Origin of the sequence: Desulfosporosinus sp. FKA, assembly GCF_002196785.1 — a bacterium.
Classification (GTDB): domain Bacteria; phylum Bacillota; class Desulfitobacteriia; order Desulfitobacteriales; family Desulfitobacteriaceae; genus Desulfosporosinus; species Desulfosporosinus acididurans.
Window position 1 is genome coordinate 180,273 of sequence record NZ_NAHZ01000032.1, and the last position, 18,982, is coordinate 199,254.

The 18,982-nt window shown below is 43.6% G+C and carries 19 protein-coding genes; 15 read left to right on the plus strand and 4 right to left on the minus strand.

The features are described 5' to 3' along the window. Positions 1 to 40: 40 nt before the first annotated feature. The 10 genes from B5771_RS17835 (at position 41) to B5771_RS17880 (ending at position 10,102) form a co-directional block, all read left to right on the plus strand. Positions 41 to 343, plus strand: coding sequence for a zinc-ribbon domain containing protein (locus B5771_RS17835; RefSeq protein WP_014829426.1), 303 nt, complete (start codon positions 41 to 43; stop codon positions 341 to 343). A 462-nt stretch (positions 344 to 805) separates the two neighbouring features. Continuing rightward, the gene (locus B5771_RS17840; protein WP_088188734.1) at positions 806 to 1,606 is read left to right on the plus strand and encodes a basic amino acid ABC transporter substrate-binding protein; all 801 of its coding nucleotides are present in this window, start codon (positions 806 to 808) and stop codon (positions 1,604 to 1,606) included. Between the two features lie 312 nt (positions 1,607 to 1,918). After that, positions 1,919 to 2,596 carry an amino acid ABC transporter permease gene (locus tag B5771_RS17845; RefSeq protein ID WP_088188735.1) on the plus strand — a complete coding sequence of 226 codons (678 nt, stop codon included), beginning with the start codon at positions 1,919 to 1,921 and terminating at the stop codon, positions 2,594 to 2,596. Further along, the gene (locus B5771_RS17850; protein ID WP_088188736.1) at positions 2,583 to 3,302 is read left to right on the plus strand and encodes an amino acid ABC transporter ATP-binding protein; all 720 of its coding nucleotides are present in this window, start codon (positions 2,583 to 2,585) and stop codon (positions 3,300 to 3,302) included. The genes B5771_RS17845 and B5771_RS17850 overlap by 14 nt, the downstream gene beginning before the upstream one ends. A 256-nt stretch (positions 3,303 to 3,558) precedes the next feature. Beyond that, the gene (locus B5771_RS17855) at positions 3,559 to 3,756 is read left to right on the plus strand and encodes a cold-shock protein (RefSeq protein WP_047808886.1); all 198 of its coding nucleotides are present in this window, start codon (positions 3,559 to 3,561) and stop codon (positions 3,754 to 3,756) included. A 153-nt stretch (positions 3,757 to 3,909) separates the two neighbouring features. Then, positions 3,910 to 4,437, plus strand: a complete 528-nt coding sequence (gene raiA / locus B5771_RS17860) for a ribosome-associated translation inhibitor RaiA (RefSeq protein WP_047808885.1) — start codon at positions 3,910 to 3,912, stop codon at positions 4,435 to 4,437. A gap of 156 nt (positions 4,438 to 4,593) precedes the next feature. Beyond that, positions 4,594 to 7,107 carry a preprotein translocase subunit SecA gene (gene secA / locus B5771_RS17865; RefSeq protein WP_088188737.1) on the plus strand — a complete coding sequence of 838 codons (2,514 nt, stop codon included), beginning with the start codon at positions 4,594 to 4,596 and terminating at the stop codon, positions 7,105 to 7,107. A gap of 50 nt (positions 7,108 to 7,157) precedes the next feature. Then, a protein-coding gene (gene prfB, locus B5771_RS17870) for a peptide chain release factor 2 (RefSeq protein WP_207652715.1) occupies positions 7,158 to 8,262 on the plus strand; the annotation gives its coding sequence in 2 pieces (ribosomal slippage) (positions 7,158 to 7,226 and positions 7,228 to 8,262; 1,104 coding nt in all). Positions 8,263 to 8,340: 78 nt separating this feature from the next. After that, positions 8,341 to 9,171 carry a transketolase gene (locus tag B5771_RS17875; RefSeq protein WP_088188738.1) on the plus strand — a complete coding sequence of 277 codons (831 nt, stop codon included), beginning with the start codon at positions 8,341 to 8,343 and terminating at the stop codon, positions 9,169 to 9,171. Then, positions 9,164 to 10,102 carry a transketolase C-terminal domain-containing protein gene (locus B5771_RS17880; protein WP_088188739.1) on the plus strand — a complete coding sequence of 313 codons (939 nt, stop codon included), beginning with the start codon at positions 9,164 to 9,166 and terminating at the stop codon, positions 10,100 to 10,102. The genes B5771_RS17875 and B5771_RS17880 overlap by 8 nt, the downstream gene beginning before the upstream one ends. Before the next feature lie 380 nt (positions 10,103 to 10,482). Here the strand turns inward: B5771_RS17880 and B5771_RS17890 are convergent, their stop codons facing one another. From B5771_RS17890 to B5771_RS17900, 3 genes are read right to left on the minus strand one after another with little or no spacing between them, the layout of a single operon-like run. Then, complete coding sequence (locus B5771_RS17890) at positions 10,483 to 11,181, minus strand: ABC-2 transporter permease (protein ID WP_088188741.1); 699 nt, start codon at positions 11,179 to 11,181, stop codon at positions 10,483 to 10,485. Then, on the minus strand, positions 11,175 to 12,050 hold the full coding sequence (locus B5771_RS17895) for an ABC transporter ATP-binding protein (RefSeq protein WP_088188742.1): 876 nt from the start codon (positions 12,048 to 12,050) through the stop codon (positions 11,175 to 11,177). The genes B5771_RS17890 and B5771_RS17895 overlap by 7 nt, the downstream gene beginning before the upstream one ends. Positions 12,051 to 12,104: 54 nt before the next feature. After that, entirely contained in the window at positions 12,105 to 12,479 is a 375-nt protein-coding gene (locus tag B5771_RS17900) for a GntR family transcriptional regulator (protein ID WP_088188743.1), read from the minus strand. A gap of 239 nt (positions 12,480 to 12,718) precedes the next feature. On the opposite strand from B5771_RS17900, the gene ftsE reads away from it, so the two are divergent. From ftsE to B5771_RS17925, 5 genes are all read left to right on the plus strand, one after another. Beyond that, the gene (gene ftsE, locus B5771_RS17905) at positions 12,719 to 13,405 is read left to right on the plus strand and encodes a cell division ATP-binding protein FtsE (RefSeq protein WP_088188744.1); all 687 of its coding nucleotides are present in this window, start codon (positions 12,719 to 12,721) and stop codon (positions 13,403 to 13,405) included. Then, a complete protein-coding gene (gene ftsX, locus B5771_RS17910; protein ID WP_088188745.1) occupies positions 13,395 to 14,285 on the plus strand; it encodes a permease-like cell division protein FtsX in 891 nt (296 codons plus the stop codon). Before ftsE ends, ftsX begins: the two co-directional genes overlap by 11 nt. A gap of 86 nt (positions 14,286 to 14,371) precedes the next feature. Next, positions 14,372 to 15,517, plus strand: a complete 1,146-nt coding sequence (locus B5771_RS17915; RefSeq protein WP_088188746.1) for a M23 family metallopeptidase — start codon at positions 14,372 to 14,374, stop codon at positions 15,515 to 15,517. Between the two features lie 72 nt (positions 15,518 to 15,589). Next, positions 15,590 to 16,771 (plus strand): S41 family peptidase, encoded by a 1,182-nt coding sequence (locus B5771_RS17920; RefSeq protein WP_088188747.1) that lies wholly within the window; start codon positions 15,590 to 15,592, stop codon positions 16,769 to 16,771. A 228-nt stretch (positions 16,772 to 16,999) separates the two neighbouring features. Continuing rightward, a complete protein-coding gene (locus B5771_RS17925; protein ID WP_088188748.1) occupies positions 17,000 to 18,046 on the plus strand; it encodes a hypothetical protein in 1,047 nt (348 codons plus the stop codon). Between the two features lie 3 nt (positions 18,047 to 18,049). Here the strand turns inward: B5771_RS17925 and B5771_RS17930 are convergent, their stop codons facing one another. Beyond that, positions 18,050 to 18,892 carry an HDOD domain-containing protein gene (locus B5771_RS17930; RefSeq protein WP_088188749.1) on the minus strand — a complete coding sequence of 281 codons (843 nt, stop codon included), beginning with the start codon at positions 18,890 to 18,892 and terminating at the stop codon, positions 18,050 to 18,052. Between the last annotated feature and the right edge of the window lie 90 nt (positions 18,893 to 18,982).

The window sequence follows — 18,982 nt, forward strand, 5'->3', positions numbered from 1 at the left end:
AGAGCCTGTTACATTTTTTTACGTAAGGGGAATATCTTTCATGGCCTTTGAAGACAAAGAACTAGTATGTAAGGACTGCGGAGCAACATTCATTTTTACCGCCGGAGAACAAGAATTCTACGCTGAAAAAGGGTTCGAAAATGAACCACAACGTTGCCGCGAGTGCCGTAACGCACGTAAAGCCAGCCGTAATGCACAAGAGGGCAGATCACGTGAAATGTTTACTGTAGTTTGTGCGGATTGCGGAGTGGAAACTCAAGTTCCTTTCCAACCGACATCCGATCGCCCGGTATATTGCCGCGAGTGCTATCAACATCATCGTCCTGCTCGTGAACAATATTAATTTGATGCATTTAGATTGATTAATTACGATTTAACAAGCATTGGTTGACTATGTCGGCCAATGCTTTTCTTCTTGTCTGCCTGGAAATATTCATCGACAAAGTTACCCACAACCTTTCTGGGAGAAAAAGCGCATTTTTGACACTTATCCACATTATCCACAATTGGTTGTGTGTAACTTTCGAGGGATAACTTAATAAGAGCCATTCTTTTAATATCTACGAAGGTATGTAGATAGTTTTTTATAAGAAAACTTCATCAGTCACAAGAATAGAGTTAAAACTGCATTGAGTAGTATTAGCGTTAAATAATTTGAACAAAGGAAATTAAAGAAGGGAAAAAATAGGTATTGAATAATTATGCATCTATATGTATAATTGTAACCACAAGGATAAGCTGCCTGAATGTACACCTTATTTTAGGATTATTCAAGGACAGTGCGTAAAAAGGGAGGAAAATTAAAATGTTCAAACCAAAGTTTCGTGTGATTTTGGCTGGATTACTTAGTCTCAGTTTGTTTGCTCTCGCAGGATGCGGAAGCACAAGTGCCTCTTCATCAACGTCAACTCCAGCATCGTCGTCCACCGAGAAGGTTCTGAAAGTCGGTTCTGATATCACCTATGCACCCTTTGAATTTATGGATGATAAACAACAACCAACGGGATTCGACATGGAACTCATTCAAGCTATCGGAAAAGATATTGGATACAAAGTGAGTATTGAAACGTGTTCCTTTGATGGTTTGATCACCGCTCTGCAAGCGGGCAAGTACAATGCCGTTGTTTCTGCCATGACAATTACCCCTAAACGTGAAAAGAGCGTAACTTTTAGTGACAAGTACTTTAAATCTATGCAGTATATCGCTATGAAAAAGGGTTCAAACTTTAAAACTCTTGAAGATTTAAAAGGGAAAAGAGTTGGGGTTCAACTCAATACGACTGGTCAATTTGATTGTGAAGATAAGGGAATTACCCCCAAAAAATATGATACTACTCCAGACGCTCTTACTGACTTGCTCAATGGCGGGGTGGATGCTGTTGTTGCAGATTCACCGGTTGTCCTGTGGTTCCAAGCCCAAAATCCAACGGCTCAAATTGAAGTGGTTCCGGCAAATGTTGATCCTGAGTATTATGGAATTGCTATGAAGAAAGGAGATACGGAACTAGCCAGCAAGGTCAATGCTTCCTTGAAAAAACTGATCGATAATGGAACATACGGCCAAATTTACAAAAAATGGTTCAAGAAAGATGCCCCTAAATTATAAAAGCCCCAATCAACAAAAACTAATGATGTTATTCTTTAAATACTAGAATGAATTTATCCTGGTAAATCATCTTTGATAAATAATTAATACTAAAGAGAGAAGGTAATCTAAGTACCTTCTCTTTTGCTTCTAAAAAGCTCATCCAAAATTAATATTTAGTGGCATAAAATTGTATTCATGGCTTATGTGGGTATTTTGGCTTGTATAAATTTAAGCAAATAGGTATAATTTTAGACAGCGATCACGGAATCATAAATTTCTATTGCCCGTTATTGGATTGTCCTGACAAAATGAAAATGAGGAGGATTTTTCGTGGGATTGAACTGGAATGCAGCCATTGAAAGCATCCCTGTATTAAATCGTGCGGCTCTACTTACACTGGAATTAACAGCCGGTGCAGTGGCCATCGGGGTTGTGATTGGACTTATTATGGCCTTAGGACGGTTGTCGAAAATAACAATTTTGCGCGGAGCTGCTATTACCTATATTGATTTTTTTCGAGGGACCCCTTTATTAGTCCAAATCTTTTTGGTATATTTTTTAATACCTAAACTTCTCCATTGGCAGGAGCTTCCTGACAACTATCAATATATTGCGGGTATTGCTGCGATGGGGCTTAATTCGGGAGCATATATAGCCGAGATTTTTAGAGCAGGGATTCAATCAATTGACAGGGGACAAACCGAGGCTGCTCGTTCCTTAGGTATGACGCATTCACAGGCCATGCGTCATGTTATTCTTCCACAAGCCTTCAAGCGTGTTATCCCGCCGTTAGGAAATGAGTTCATTGCTTTACTGAAAGATTCCTCCTTATTGTCGATTATTGCTATTGAGGAGCTTTTTTACAGTTCCAAAATTATTGCCGGGCGAACCTTCCAACCGATACCCATGTATATTGCAGCTGCATTGTACTATTTAGTAATGACTCAATTAATTTCTCGGTGGGTTGCGTATATGGAGAGGAGGCTGGGCAAAAATGATTTACGTTAAGAATTTGCATAAATCCTATGGGAAGCTGGAAGTGCTTAAAGGGATTGACTGTCATATTCGTGAAAAAGAGGTCGTCGTGGTAATCGGACCCAGCGGCTCTGGGAAAAGCACTTTCCTGCGCTGCCTCAATAAGTTGGAAGAGCCAACCAAAGGGGAAATAATTATTGACGGCATCCCCCTTAATTCTGAGGTAAATGTTAATGCCATTCGCCGCGAGGTCGGAATGGTTTTTCAACGCTTCAATTTATTTCCCCATATGACAGCTATTCAGAATATAACCTTGGCTCCGGTAATCGTAAGAAATATGAATAAAGCGGAAGCTGAAAAAATAGCCCTGGAGCTTTTGGCCAAAGTTGGACTTTCCGACAAAGCCCATGAATATCCGGATCACCTCTCAGGCGGACAACAACAACGGATAGCCATAGCCCGGGCACTGGCCATGAAACCAAAAGTCATGCTCTTTGACGAGACAACATCAGCCTTAGACCCGGAAATGGTTGGAGAAGTTCTCGCAGTTATGAAAGACTTGGCTCGGGAAGGTATGACTATGGTGGCAGTAACCCATGAGATGGGTTTTGCTCGTGAAGTCGGGGACCGAGTGATTTTCATGGATGAGGGAATTATCATGGAAGAAGGAGAACCTGATGAGGTGTTCTCAAATCCCAAGAATTCCAGAACGCAGGCATTTTTGAGTAAGATATTATAAAAAACCCTTTTAAGCGCGCCGAGGCTACAAGCTAAAGGCGCGCTTTTCTGTGCAGCGTGTCAGGCGTGTCAGGGCGTGTCGGGGGGACGGTCCTAGTGACACGCAAAGGTTGCGTGTCGCCAGGACCGTCCCCCCGACACGCGTCCCCGACACGCTGACGTTTAGACTTTCCCAAACTTGGTTATCCTCCTTAAGGTAAGTATTAGTTCAAGGAGTTATCCTTTGAGCTATAATAATCAAGGAAGGTGTATTTTTTGTGGTAGGTAAAGTCAAATGGTTTAACAAACAGAAAGGCTATGGCTTCATCGAGCAGGAAAATGGCCAGGATATCTTTGTCCATTTTCAATCGGTTGTCGGAGAAGGCTTTCGTACTCTCGAGGAAGGCCAAAATGTAGAGTTTGATATTGTTCAAGGCCCGCGAGGGGAACAGGCTTCTAATGTAATGGTTCGTTGAGAAGGGTTTGGACTGCCAGGGAAAGAATCGTTTTTTTAAAACGATTCTCTCTTTAGGTTTAAACAAAAATATCTTGGAGAAAGTTAAAAATCAGCAGGATTTTTTCGAGAAATCGGGAATGTTACATATACCAGCTATAAAGGGGGTTGAAATATGAATATCATTATTCGTGGTAAACATATTGAACTAACAGACGCATTGAAAGAATATGTTACAAAACGGGTAGGAAAACTTGAAAAATTTTCGGATGAGTTTATGGATGTCCAAGTAACATTACTTGTTGAGAGAGATCGCCATCGTGTTGAGGTAACTGCACCGATTCATGGAATGATTCTACGCGGTGAAGAAGAAACTGAAGATATGTATTCATCAATTGATATGGTCGTAGAAAAGCTGGAACGTCAAATTGATAAATATCGGACACGAATTAATAAGCGCATGCGTTCTAAAGTTATGAAAGATCATGATATTCAACCGGCTTCAACCGTCGAGGAACCGCGTGAGGAAGTTGTGCGCCATAAGAAATTCCCAGTGAAACCCATGTCCGTCGAGGAGGCTATTATGCAAATGAACCTCATTGGACACACCTTCTTTGTATTCACAAATTCCGAAACGCAAGAAATGAATGTGGTATATCTGCGTAACAATGGAGACTATGGTTTACTTCAGCCCCAATTTTAAAGTGTCAAAATAATTATACTTCAAGCGCAGGCCCGCGTTCGCGGGCCTTTTAATGTGAAGGAAAATTATCCCATTGACAAATCGCCTGCTTCAGTTGCAGAGGGCTGTCTGGAATGTTAAAATTATGAAGACATAAGATGAAGAAGGGTGGATATAATGGGGCTTTTAAATTTATTTGATGATAATGCCCGGGAAATCAGGAAGTACCAAAAACGTGTTGATGTGATTAACAGCCTTGAACCAAAGATCCAAGCCTTGAGTGATGATGAACTGAAGGGAAAGACTATTGAATTCAAAGAACGCTTAGATCAAGGGGAAAGTTTGGATAGCTTATTGCCGGAAGCTTTTGCCGTTGTTCGTGAAGCCAGTCTCAGGGTTATTGGACAACGTCACTATGACGTGCAGCTTATCGGAGGAATGGTTTTACATGATGGCCGGATTGCTGAGATGCGTACTGGGGAAGGAAAAACTCTTGTAGCGACATTGCCGTCCTATTTGAATGCACTGACCGGACAAGGAGTCCATGTCGTAACAGTTAATGATTATTTGGCCCGCCGCGACAGTGAATGGATGGGCCAAATTCACCGCTTTTTGGGGTTAACTGTGGGCCTCATTGTTCACGGTCTAAGCTATGAGGAGCGACGCACCAGTTATGCCGCGGATATAACCTACGGAACTAACAACGAGTTTGGGTTTGACTATTTGCGGGATAATATGGTTACACGTCCGGACAGTCTTGTTCAACGGGAACTCAATTATTCCATCGTTGACGAAGTGGACTCAATTCTCATTGATGAAGCCAGGACTCCTTTAATTATTTCTGGTGAAGCGGACAAGCCAACAGAACTATATTTTAGGGTTGCTATGGTTATTCCCCGCTTAAAGCCGGAAGAAGATTACAAGGTCGTTGAAAAAGAGCGTGTTGTTACCCTGACAGAACAAGGGGTAAGCCGCGTAGAGAGCATGTTGGGCGTGGAAAATCTCTATGAAGATATCCATACAGAGTTAGCCCATCACGTGAACCAGGCCTTAAAAGCTTATACTCTTTTTAAACGTGATCGCGATTACGTAGTAAAAGACGGTGAAGTTATCATAGTCGATGAATTTACCGGGCGGTTAATGTTTGGCCGTCGTTACAGCGAAGGGTTACACCAAGCTATTGAGGCCAAAGAAGGCGTGAAAGTCGAAAAAGAGTCACAAACCTTAGCGACAATTACCTTTCAAAATTACTTTAGGATGTATAAGAAACTTTCCGGCATGACGGGAACAGCTATGACCGAAGAACCGGAGTTTCGAAAAATTTACAAACTTGATGTTGTGGAGATTCCTACCAATAAGCCTGCGGTCAGGAAAGATGAGTCTGATGTCATTTATCGCACGGAAAAAGGCAAATTCTTAGCGGTTGTGGAAAGCATAATTGAACGAAATGCTAAAGGGCAGCCCGTTCTTGTCGGAACCGTTTCTGTAGAAAAATCTGAACATCTTAGTGCTATGTTAGAGCGGCGGGGAATCCCCCATCAAGTTCTCAACGCCAAGTATCACGAAAAAGAGGCTGAGATTGTTGCCCAAGCAGGGCAGCTCGGCATGGTTACCATCGCGACGAATATGGCTGGTCGTGGAACCGATATTATCCTTGGCGAGGGTGTCGACGAACTTGGAGGTCTGCACATTATTGGTACGGAACGCCATGAATCCCGCCGGATTGATAACCAATTGCGAGGCCGGGCAGGACGTCAGGGAGACCCAGGTTCAACACAGTTCTTTATTTCTCTGGAAGACGATTTAATGCGGATGTTTGGCGCGGAAAATATTATGGGGATTATGGATAAATTGGGAATGGACGATTCTGTGCCGATTGCTTCCCGTATGATTTCCCGCTCCATAGAGTCTGCTCAACGCCGCGTCGAGAATCGCAACTTTGATATTCGGAAACACGTCCTTGATTATGATGATGTCATGAATCAACAACGTGAGGTCATTTATGCTCAGCGTCGTGCTGTATTAATGGGTGAGAATCTCAGAGATAATATTCTCGATATGCTTGAAAAAACCGTTAAAGACAGCATTGCTATGTTTAGCGGAGAAAGTCCTTTCCCGGAAGAATGGGATTTGGAAGGTTTGGCTGGTTATGTAGAAAACTTCTATTTGCCTGGAACCCATTTGGACCCTGAAAAGTTAGGCGATCTTTCCAATGAAGAGGTTGAAGAATTCTTATTGGAAAAAGCTAAAGAACTGTATCAAAAACGTGAAGAAGAGTTTGGCTCGGAATTAATGCGTGAAGTTGAACGTGCGGTTATGCTGCAAGTAGTGGACAGCAAATGGATGGATCATCTTGACGCTATGGACATGCTGCGGGAAGGAATTGGGCTGCGAGCTTACGGACAAAAAGATCCTTTGGTTGAATATCGGCGTGAAGGATTTGAAATGTTCCAGGCGATGATCGATTCTATTCAAGATGATATTATTCGTTATGTTCTCCGAGTGACTCCTCAGGTTCGAGAAGAAACTTCAGAGCAGCCTCGAAACATTACTGAGAACCGCTATGAGGAAGAACCCAGCGCCCCGGTGCATACGGGGGATCAGATTGGTCGGAATGATCTCTGTCCTTGTGGCAGCGGAAAAAAGTATAAGAAATGCTGCGGCGCAGAAGACAAAGCGAAATCAAAATAAAACGAAAAAGTTATACGTTTAAAAATTAGGTTTGGAAGGGTGAATTGACAGTGCTTTCTGATTGGAAAAAGGATCTGGAAACTTTAAATGCACGCTTGGCAGATTTGAGGGTCTCCCTTTGACGTCACCCAGAGAATAGAAAAGATAAGTGCTCTGGAGACCGAATTTCATCGCCCTGATTTATGGGATGATCCTGTTCTTGCTCAAAAGATTATGCAAGACTTAGCGTTTCACCAGGGAAAGGTAAAACTCTATGAGGAGTTAAAAAAGGATCTGGAAGAAACGGAAACTCTTTGGCAGTTAGCGATGGAGGAAGATGATCTAACTCTTGAGCCGGACGTCGAGCAGGGAGTTAAAGCACTGTTAACCAAATTTGAAGCCTTGGAACTGGAACTTCTTTTAGCAGGTCCCTATGACAGGAATAATGCCATTGTCACGCTCCATGCCGGTGCAGGGGGCACCGAGGCCCAGGACTGGGTACAAATGCTCTGCCGGATGTATACCAGATGGGGCGAACAACACGGATTTAAAGTCGAAACTTTGGATTTCTTACCCGGTGAGGAAGCGGGTATAAAAAGTGCCACGCTGTCTTTTAGCGGTGAAAATGCTTATGGATACGCTAAGTCGGAAAAAGGAGTCCATCGACTGGTACGAATCTCCCCCTTTGATGCTTCTGGTCGTCGTCATACTTCCTTTGCTTCCGTTGATGTTATTCCGGAAGTTGCCGACGACAGCGAAATTACAATTGATCCGGAGGATTTGAGGGTAGACACTTACCGCTCAGGCGGAGCGGGCGGTCAGCACGTCAACAAGACTGATTCGGCCATTCGGATTACTCACTTGCCTACCGGAGTTGTTGTTCAATGCCAAAGTGAACGTTCCCAGATTCAAAATCGAGCCTACGCTATGAGGGTTTTGCAGGCTAAGCTGCTGGAGTTAAAACGCAAAGAGCAAGAAAATGAGATCTCGGAACTACGAGGTGAACAACAAGAGATTGCTTGGGGCAGCCAAATTCGTTCCTACGTCTTCCATCCCTACAGTATGGTGAAGGACCATCGAACGAATGTTGAAACAGGGAATGTGTCTGCCGTGATGGACGGTGAACTTGATCCTTTTATTGCAGCCTACCTGCAAAAAACAAAAACAGTCCGTTAATGTTAGCGATAAAATAATCTTGTTGTGAGTATTGAAGAAAAACCTCACTCGGAAAAGGGATCTAAAGGAGGGAATCTCTTGAGCATTGTTGATTTAAAACGCAAAGCGAATCTCATTCGCCAAGACATTATTACCATGCTGGTGCCCGCAAAGGCGGGACATCCCGGGGGAAGCCTATCAGCTGCCGATATTGTGGCAACTTTGTACTTTAAGGAAATGAGAATAAATCCACAAGAACCTAATTGGGCAGATCGAGATCGTTTTGTTCTTTCTAAAGGACATGCTGCCCCAGTTCTCTATGCTGCTCTTGCTGAAAAAGGCTATTTCCCCAAGGATGAACTTTTGGGTCTGCGGCAAACGGGCCGAATGCTTCAAGGGCATCCCGATATGAAAAGGACGCCTGGTGTCGATATGTCATCAGGTTCTTTAGGACAAGGCCTTTCAGTAGCCAATGGTATGGCTCTGGCTGGGAAGCTTGATCAGAAAGACTATCATGTTTACGTATTGCTTGGTGACGGAGAAGTGGCTGAAGGACAGGTTTGGGAAGCGGCGATGGCTGCAGCGCATTATAAACTGGATAATCTTACAGCCATCTTAGATTATAACGGCTTGCAAATTGACGGACCAACAGACAGTGTTATGTCGTCAGCGCCTTTGGCGGATAAATGGCGTGCATTTTGCTGGCATGTGATTGAAGTTGATGGGCACGATATTGAGGCTTTAGAAAAGGCCTTTGCTGAAGCAAAACAGGTTAAAGGAAAACCAACAATTCTCATCGCTAAAACAGTAAAGGGCAAGGGGGTTTCCTTCATGGAAAACCAAGTGGGTTGGCATGGCAGCGCACCGAATGCTGAACAAGCTGAACAGGCCCTCAAAGAATTACGAGAGGAGGGACTATCCCTTGGCTAATAAAGCAGCAACACGAGACGCATACGGCAAAGCTCTTCTTATCTTAGGGAAGGAAAATCCTAATGTCGTTGTTTTAGATGCCGATTTATCGAAGTCGACGAAGACTGCGGAATTTGGCAAGAACTATCCCGAACGTTTCTTTAATATGGGCATTGCTGAAGGGAATTTGTTGGGAACGGCAGCGGGGTTAGCTGCCGCCGGAAAGATTCCTTTTGCCAGTAGTTTTGCTATTTTTGCTACCGGCCGGGCATTTGAGCAGATTCGTAATTCCATTGCCTATCCGAAACTGAATGTAAAGATTGCGGCAACTCATGCAGGAATCTCTGTCGGGGAAGACGGCGGTTCTCATCAAGCCATCGAAGATGTCGCTATTATGCGTGCTCTCCCGAATATGGTAGTCCTAGTTCCCGCAGACGGGGAGGAAACTCGCCAGATGATTTTAGCGGCTGCCGAGCACCAAGGCCCCGTTTACATTCGCATGGGACGCTTAGAAGTGCCTGTGCTCTTTGACGAGGACTATCATTTTGAAATCGGGAAGGCAACGGTTCTCAAAGAAGGAACCGATGCTGCTATTATGGCCAATGGCCTGATGGTAGCTGCCGCCATGGAAGCTGCTGAACTATTAGCCGGTGAAGGAATCAGCGTCAGTGTCGTTAATGTTTCTTCAGTAAAACCTCTTGACGAAGAGACAATCCTGCGCGTGGCTAAAGAGACAAGAGCTGTTGTAACTGCAGAAGAGCATAACATTATCGGCGGTCTGGGCAGTGCCATTGCCGAGGTTTTGGGAGAAAAACTGCCGACACCTATGGTACGGGTCGGTCTCAAAGATACCTTTGGAGAGTCCGGACGTCCTTACGAACTTCTTGAGAAATTTGGCTTAGGGAAAGAAGATCTCGTGAAAGCCGTTCGCGAAGTGCTGGCGAAAAAATAAACTGAAATCTATCTGATTGTAAATAATCCCGTGGGGAACAAAACTCTGAGTTTTGTTCCCCACGGGATACTTTTTTGTATTTGTAAAGTTTCTCGACCCTAAGGATCACTTTCATGCTTCCGAGCAAGGCAGGTTCGCCCACAAGAGTGAACTCATTGTATGGAGAGGCGGTAAAGTCCACGAAGATTGCGTAGGAGAGCGGAGCCATGGTTCACATCAGGTATTACCCGGAGGTTTGGTGGAGCTCCCTCGCAACCGAGTGGGCGAGCCTTGGAATGCTGAGTGAACGGTGTGGGCGAATCTGCCTGACCCGAGGACTTTGTTTCATTCCTTCACGCATAAAGGAGATTAGACTCAGGCTGTCATCAGATACCCGTGACTTAGAATTCCCTATGGGCATAAAATCTCAGCGATAGTCCGGCAGATAGACTAAACATAATAATGTTCAGCGCCGCCAGATAACAGCCAATTTGCCAATCGGTTTGGAATTTCAGCCACCCGGCAAACTTCAGCAAAGCCGCTGAAACCGATTGCAGAAGCAGGCCATGATATATTCCGGAGGAATAAGCCAGAAGTCCGGCAGCAAAAGGAATAGAAAAGAAACAAGCAAAAAAGAGAATCATACCGAACATTCGGGAACGAAGGTATCCGAATTTGAAGTAAAGAGGAAAATAGATTGAAACAAGGATAATGAGAGCACTGACAGCACCTATAAGTCCGGGAATCGTGATTTTCTGGACCTCAAGGGATATTCCTAAGAACGACACGACGACCTGAGCCAGGAGATAAGAAAATAAGCCGATAATCCCGTAGAGAAGGGCTGAGAAATACTTAGCCAGGACTATATCTCTTCGTAAAAGGGGGAGACAAATGACCATAATTTCAGATTTGTTTTTTTCGTCCTGGGCACAAGCTTGGGTAATAAGACTATAAGCTACACCAACAAAAACAGCGCTTAGTACTCCACTTTTAAGGTTGCTAAAAGCAATGAGAGCAAAAAAACCATAAAAAACTGGAATCCATAAAGACCTTTTTAAAATGAAAAAATCTTTTTTGATCAGATTAAGGATGGTCAGCATGCAGATTCCCCCTTTACGGTATAAAGCATGATATCTTCTAAGGTTGGCTTTTCCAAAACGACACGTTCTTTAAAGCTTTGAGCTAAGCTTCTTTTATCCTTGATTAGTCCCTCGAAACCATAACTATTTATTTTTAGGCCAACGAATAGACGTTTTGTTTCAGAGGTTAGCAGCTCTTGTGCTCCTTTAACAATTCCGTAATTATCTAAAATGTCATCCTTGGGCGAACTTAAGACAATTCGGCCCTTGTTAAGAAAGGTAACAAAATCGGCGATCCTATCGAGATCAGAGGTAATGTGGGTTGAGAAGAAGACGGATTTTCGCTCATCTTGGAGCAGAGCGGTTAGGATTTCCAACAGTTCAGAGCGAACCAGCGGATCCAGGCCTGCCGTTGGTTCATCCATAATTAAGAGTTCTGCTTGATGGGAGAGAGCAATGGCAAGGGAGAATTTCATTTTCATTCCTTTGGACAGTTGCTTAATTTTTTGCGTAGGATTGAGATCGAAGTCCTTTAAATACCGGGCAAATACCTTAGAATCCCAGTACTTATAAAAAGAAGCAACGATTCTACTCATGTCCCGCAGGCTTAGTTCGTCATAGTAATGGTTCTCATCGAAGACGAAGCCAATTCGCTCTCTAATCTCTAGGGCGTGGGCCTGATGATCCAGCCCGAAAATATTGATCTCTCCGCTGTCTTTGCGCAGCAAATTCATAATTAACTTAAGAGTTGTAGTTTTCCCGGAGCCGTTGGGACCGATGAATCCCATGACATAACCCCGTGGCAAATTAAAACTGACCGATTGCAGGGTAAAATCTTTGAAGTGTTTTGTCAAATTTTGCACAGAAAGAATATCATCTGTTGAAGTCATACCGCTTCCTCCTTAGAAAAAAATTTGTGGGAATTCAATCTTGCAGGCAAGGTTTCAGCTGTCTTCATAAAGTAACGTGAACATTTCCAGAAGTTCTTGTTGGCTTAAACCAGCGATTCTGGCCGCGGTAATAGCTTCAGAAACTTTTTCCTCAACAACACGTAAGCGTTTTTCCCGCAATAGTTCTTTATTCTGAGCTGATACAAAAGAACCCTTTCCGGGGACAGTTTCTATATACCCATCTCTTTCCAGATCTTCATAGGCTCTCTTAGAAGTAATGACACTAATTTGCAATTCCTTCGCCAGAGAGCGAATGGAAGGGAGCGCTTCGGCTTCGGAGAGTTCTCCATTGAGAATGAGGTGTTTGAATTGGTTGACAATTTGTTGGTAGATAGGCTCAGGAGAAGAATTAGAAATAATAATGTTCATAGCCAGACATTCACTTCCTTCCAAATAAGGCTGCCTGAATTCCAGTTCGCCTGTACTGTGCATAAACAATATATACGGTATGAGCGGTATTGTCAAGGGTGCCGTAAAAGAGGTTTAACAAAATCTTTAGATTTAAAAAGAAATTGGCTGAATTTATGAACAGGAAAATCGCGAGAGGTGTCGAATAAATAAGGGTTATGCTAAAAAGGGCGTGGCTCACGAAAATCAAGGAGGACTGTATGATTCAGTTAAGAAATGTATCCAAGATTTATCCGAATGGTGCCAGAGCCCTCGTAGATGTCAATCTGAAAATTGACAAAGGGGAGTTTGTGTTTTTGGTGGGACCAAGCGGAGCCGGAAAGTCGACTCTGATTAAATTATTCTACCGCGATGAAACTCCGACTCGGGGACAGGTTCAAATCAACGGAAAAAACTTAGTTCGGATGAAAGAAAGGGAAGTTCCCTACCTGCGGCGCAGTATTGGGGTAATCTTTCAAGATTTTAAATTATTGCCCAATAAAACTGTTCAGGAAAATGTGGCCTTTGCCCTTGAGGTAATTGGTGTCCCTAGGAAAGAGGTTCGGGCTCGTACCAGCAATATGTTGGAACTTGTTGGGCTTGCGGGTAAGGAGAATGCCTTTCCCAATGAATTGTCCGGCGGGGAACAGCAGCGTGTTTGTGTGGCACGTGCTATAATTAACAACCCGGCTTTATTAATAGCAGATGAGCCGACAGGGAATCTTGATCCTGAGACTGCATGGGGGATTATGGACTTGCTTTTTAACATTAACAAGCGAGGAACAACGATCGTTATGGCTACTCATGCTCGCGCTATTGTTAATAAAATGCAAAAACGAGTAATTGCGATTGAAAATGGTCGAGTTGCACGAGATGAGGAAATGGGAGGATACGGTTATGACGTTTAATTTTCCTCGCTATATTTTGCGCGAAACTGGCCATTCCATGAAACGAAATCCTTGGCTAAGTATTGCATCGGTACTGACGGTTATGGTATCCCTCGTTATCTTAGGCTTTTCCATCTTCTTTTTAGCCAATGCTTCCAATGTGGCCCAATCCTTCGAATCTCAGCTGGAAATTGCTGCCTTTGTCAAAGACGATGCTACCGTGGACCAAGTTCAGACTCTTCAGAGTCAAATTCAAGGGATGACGGGGGTTTCTTCTGTGACTATTGTAACCAAGCAGCAAGCCTTAGCTGATTTTGGGAAAAACATGGGAGGTTCGCAAAGTAATCTTGTGACAGATTTGGGGGGGACTAATCCTTTTCCTGATAAGTTAACGATTAAAGCAACCAATCCTCAAGATGTTGAAAACCTTGCCGCCGCCATATCGGCTTTACCGGAAATTGATACTGTACGTTATGGACAAGGGTATGTGGATAAGCTTTTGCAATTTACTAAATGGCTGCGCTGGATCGGTTTTGCTGTCGTTGGTGCCTTTAGTATTGCATCGGTGGTGCTTATTTCTATTAATGTTAAAATGAATGTTTTTTCCAAACGCCGCGAGATTCAGATCATGAAATTAGTAGGAGCAAGCAATGGATTTATACGCTGGCCGTTTCTGATTGAAGGGCTGACCTTAGGCCTTCTGGGAGGGGGGCTCGCAGCTCTGGTTGTCGGAATGGGCTACAATTGGATAACGATGTATATTCAGTCAACACTTACCTTTTTGCCGGTTGTGCGCAATGTTGTCCTCTTCCGTCAAGTATTAGGAGGGCTTTTACTTGCCGGTATGGCTATGGGTGCTGTTGGCAGCGGGGTTTCTTTGCAGAAATTCCTGCATTCCTGACCAAAAATGAGTTATGTGCTAAGGATAATGCGTAATAATGCATTCCTTAGCACGTTTTTGAATCTGTGAGTCCTAGGGGGGAGTGTATGTCCAAGAAAAAAGTGAGCCTAATCATGACATTATGTCTTGCGCTGCTTATAACCTCAAGGGTGCCCACTCAGGCCAGTGAGCTTAACGACGCAGTAGATCAGCAGCAATCAATCTCCAGCCAAAAAAATCAAGCACAGAACAAATTACACCAATTGACCTATACTGCTGATAAATTGAAAGTACAGCTTGCTCAGTTGGATACCCAAATTTCCGCCGCCCAGTCGCTGCTAGCACAAAAGCAGATTGCTTTTACCCAGGCACAAACTCAAGTCCGGATTGCCCAGAAAGAATTGGCACAGAAACAACAGGAGTTAGACGATCGCAGAACTGCCCTTGGGAAACGAGCGCGGGGAATTTATGAGAATGGGCAAATTAGTTATTTTGAACTGCTCTTTCAATCTGCCAATTTGGGTGATTTTATAACGCGAATGGAATACTTTAACAAATTGATAGCTAATGATCACAAGTTATTAACAGACATTAAGGATCAAAAAGAAAAAATCACTCAGAAAACGCAAGACTTGCAAAAAAAGAGGGATCAAGCCGCTCAGCTGCAAGTTCAGGCGGCAAAGGCCAAAGCGGATCTAGATGGCAAAAAGGCACAACAGCGAACAGCCTTGGAGGAAAATCAGAAAGCAGTACAAGCTTCTTATGACGAAGTAGAACGTCTGCAAACAGAGGCTAATGCTCTTAATGATAAGATTCGAAAACTTCAGGCGGCTCAAGCCGGAAAAAACAAAGGAGACGGGACTATCTCCACCTGGCCCTTGCCAGGGCATTATGAGATCAGTGACCCTTATGGTTGGCGGACTCATCCTATTACCCATCAGCAAAGCTTACATACGGGGACGGATATAATGGCTCCCATGGGTACCGAGATTCATGCTGCCGGAAGCGGGGTCGTTATCGTGGCCGGTTGGAATGTTGCCTATGGCAACATGGTCATCATCGATCATGGTCATGGGATTTCCTCGCTTTATGGACACCAATCAAAATTGAATGTTACCGAAGGGCAAACCGTGGAAGCGAATCAAGTGATTGGCTATGTTGGTTCCACTGGCTGGAGCACCGGTCCGCATTTGCATTTCGAGGTAAGAGTTAGTGGAAACCCAACGGATCCGCTGCAATTTTTCCCCCACTAAGGGATAAGCAGTATTTCTGCAGGGGGATAAGCATATAATAGAGCAAGACTTGAGGAAAGGGTTTGACTTTGAGTGCAGGAGTGGAATTGGAAAAGAATATTAAAACCTATTGGCGTTGTCTTACTTATAGTTTGTGTTCTGGTAACTGCCACCGTAGGCGGAATTGTGATCGCCAACGTCGATAATATTGGACGTTTGGTTCACGTTGTCCAACTTATTCACAACGATTATCTCGAGAATGTTTCGAATGCTCAGTTAGTGGAGGGGGCTACGAAGGGAATTGTTGACATTTTAGGGGATCCCTACTCAACCTATATGAATGCTCAGGAGAACCAAGAATTGTTTCAAGCTCTGGAGGGCAAGTTTGGCGGTGTGGGAATCGTTCTAAGTTTAAAGGACCCTAAAAAACTTGTAGTTTTGCGTCCAATCAAAAATTCGCCGGCAAGCAAAGCGGGAATTCAGCCTGGGGATGTTGTAAACAAAATTAATAACACTGATACAGCCGGGATGGATCAAGATAAAGCGGTGAATTTAATGCGTGGTGACCCTGGAACAAAGGTCGTCTTAGGCTTATATCGGGCGAGCACAAACAAAAATTATACGGTGAGCTTGACGAGGGAAGATATTACAGTTCCCACCGTCGATGGGGAAACATTGCCGGGGCATCCTAATATTGCTTATATTAATATTACTCAGTTTGCCTCAGATACCGGTGATGAATTAAAAGAGACATTAAACACGATGAATATCAAAAAATACAAAGGCATAATCTTAGATTTAAGATATAATCATGGCGGCGAGCTTAATGCAGCAGTTCAGGTTGCGAGTTATTTTGTTCCATCGGGACCTGTAGTGTATATAGTTGATAAACAAGGTAACGTAGATACTAAAATGGCTGCCGGGACGTATCTAGGAATGCCCTTAGTTGTCCTTGTCAATGAAGAGAGTGCTTCAGCTGCTGAGATTGTCTCCGGTGCCATTAAAGACGATAAAACCGGAACTTTAGTAGGCGTGAAGACTTTTGGCAAAGGGATAGTCCAAACAATTTTCCCCCTTGACGCAGGGACGAGCGTTAAACTAACGACGGCGAAATATCTCACTCCTAAAAAGATCTCCATCCATAAAATTGGAATTGAGCCCGATGTGAAGGTTGAACTGGGTAAGGGCCAGCAGGCTACTCTTTCACCGACGGATACTAATTTTGATCCTCAGCTTTTAAAAGCAGTTCAAACGTTGCAAGGAAAATTTAAGTAAACTCGGGAATAATTCCTGCTCGCAGAAGTGGGTATCATACGATTGAATAAAACTAAACTAAACTAAACTAAACTAAACTAAACTAAACTAAACTAAACTAAACTAAACGAGGTTGCTGCAAACCATTTTGCACAACCTCGTTTTTTATCCACTAGCTATAGATTCACCCCCGCAGGCCCAGCTGCATAGACTACGCTGATATAAAAAAACAACGGGGGTTGGTTGAGGATGGGAAATAAAACAGGGGTGAGACATTACTTTGGTGAAGGAATAACGACACGAGGGTATATTTCCCTGCTGCCCAATATGATGCCTAATTGGCAAAGAGTCTATGTGCTGTTAGGGGGGCTCGGAACAGGTAAATCGACCCTAATTAAAGTAATTGGCTTGGAATTATTGGATCGGGGATATGAGATTGATTTTATGCGTTCTGCTCGAGACCCGGATTCCATGGCAGGTTTTATTATGCCGCGTATGGGACTGGTGATGCTGGATATGATGGAAATCTCGCCACTGCGCTGGCGTGCGCCGGGAGTAGTGGAAACGTTTATAGATTTCAATCGTTTTTGCGATCAGCAAAAGCTTGAGAAGCAGCGGTTACATATTCTAAAGCTTGAAACCCAGCTTCAGCTGCTTCAACAGAGTGTGGAAGAAGAATTGGCAGCTGAATTAAGTTCTTTAATCGGGAGAAGCACAGCAAGAAAGCAGAAAGGTGAAGATATGTCTTGGATTTTGGGCAATTCCGCTCATTTAAAGGTGAAAAAGGAAAACACCGGTCCTTGGCCACTGGCAGAGAATGCTGTAAAACTACTGCAAAAGAGTAGTATTAATCCGTACTTTTTGCATGGCTTGACTGCAGAAGGCTGGCTTAACCTTGCGCCTTATTTCCTCATGGACTTCGATCAGATACGTCTTGAAGGAGACGAAACGTTGGATGCTTTAGATTGGGTTTTAAGTGAAGCTCAGCAACTTGGGCAATTGATCGAAATTGTGTTACATCCTCTTAACCCAGATGAAGTCATAGGAATTGTATTTCCGGAGCGTCATTTGGCTATTTGGCAAGGTAATCCGGATAACTTAGCTGACCAGAGTTTGGAACGGCCATTTGGTGAAAAACTGATTGAAGCATTGGCAGTTTGGCAGACCCATAGATCACAGCTTAAAGCTTATTATACCGAAACCGTAGATTTTGAAAGGCTCGATGGCTGCAGGGAAACTATTCTCAATAACATTTTGGGAGACTTAAAATTAATGGGTGATTTAAAGCGAGTTTGATGTCTAGCCAAAAATGGAGGGATCAACGAGGTACTCGCCAACTTCTGCAATAAGACGTTCCAGATCTTTTTCCTTGAGGTTAAAGCGGTCTAGAATTTCTTGCTGCAGGGGGTTGAAGAAGCTGTCCACACCGCCGCCGGTACCGAGTAAGCTTGCCAGGCCATTAGCAATATGGATGATTGATGCTAAATCAATGTGGTTTTGGGCCTTCAAGGGAAAATGATGGTAAGAGATCCCCTCCACCAGGTCATCCGGCAGATTCCAGTTGATGGCTAAGTATCCGCCGACCGTTGCATGGTCATAGCCAATTACTTTTTCTTCTAGTTCAACATAAGAAAGGGCAGATTCCTGGACTTTCCTAACCAAAACAGCATTGACTTCCTGTATATAAATGGAAATGACTAATTTTCCAATGTCATGAAGCAAACCGGTGGTAAAGGCTACTTCGGTAAAGGGAAGTTTTAAATATTGACACAGGCGCTTTGCTGCCATAGCTGTGAGCATGGAATGTTTCCAGAGGCCTTCTTGTTCAATTTCGTAGCCGATAAGACCGGTTTTAAGCATTGGAGCTACGGCAGAGGCCATGGCCAATCCTTGAACTGCCTGAAATCCCAACATAACTATTGCTTCTTGCAAAGAGGAGATGCGGCGAGCGTAGCCATAGTAGGCGGAGTTAGCCTGTTTCAGCATCCCGGCAGCTAAAGCAGGATCTTGTCCAATAACAGCTTCCAGTTCTTTTACTGTAGTAGAAGGATTTTTTGTTAATGTCACGACTCGTACGGCTGCAGTAGGCAGAGGAGGAAGAGCATTAACACGATTAAGAATATGTTCCAATTTGACAGGCAATTTCAGCCCTCCTTTAAGCTATTGAGAATGTCATCCAAATTAAGAAATAGTCAAATGTCACTTAAACAAGCAGTTGGACAAACTGCATTA